Below are 632 nucleotides of genomic sequence, written 5' to 3'. Positions count from 1 at the left end.
TATAGTTATTTCAAATAAGAACGAGACACTAGGCGACACAATAAGTACGAATAATTTCATCAAGGGGTGTCCCCACAGGAGCATACATTCTTGCCCTCTTTAATGCACTAAAATCATGTTCGATATCATTTAAATCAGGAGAGTATTTTGGCAAAAACACGACCTGATGACCTGCTTCCTCTACCAGTTCTTTAATGACTGTCTTCCGATGAATTGGTGCATTATCCATAATTAATACTGATGTTATGGTTAGAGAGGGCAACAAATATAAAGATAACCACCCTTCAAAACCTTCGGCATTCAGGCTTCTCGTAAATATCATCGGTGCAATAAAGTCTTTTTTTCCCTTTCTTCTCCCAGCGACAAGGTTCTCTCTTTTTCCTCGTTTTCCTTGTCTATCTCCAAAGACTTTCTTCCCTTTTTTTGACCAAGCATAAAAACAGTCTTGAAATTCTTCAAACCCTGACTCATCAATAAATACAAGGCTTTCACTTCCATATATTTTAATCAATTCTCTCAGCACTCTGTAGTATTTTATTCTTTCTTCTCGGTTTCTTTCTCTATAACGAAGTTCCTTCTTTTTTCTGGTAACTTTCATTTTTTTTAAGGCATAGCAAATGGCACTTGGTCTC

The 632-nt window shown here is 36.6% G+C and carries 1 protein-coding gene; it reads right to left on the bottom strand.

Features of this window, described 5'->3' with window-relative positions; all coding sequences use genetic code 11:
* Positions 1 to 28: 28 nt before the first annotated feature.
* On the bottom strand, positions 29 to 632 hold a 604-nt coding region (locus MiAbW_RS19210; RefSeq protein WP_151697361.1), incomplete at its 5' end, for a transposase.

Source organism: Microcystis aeruginosa NIES-4325 (assembly GCF_008974145.1).
GTDB lineage: Bacteria > Cyanobacteriota > Cyanobacteriia > Cyanobacteriales > Microcystaceae > Microcystis > Microcystis aeruginosa_G.
Note: the sequence above shows the minus strand (reverse complement) of the source record. Positions and strands in the feature narration are given on the sequence as shown.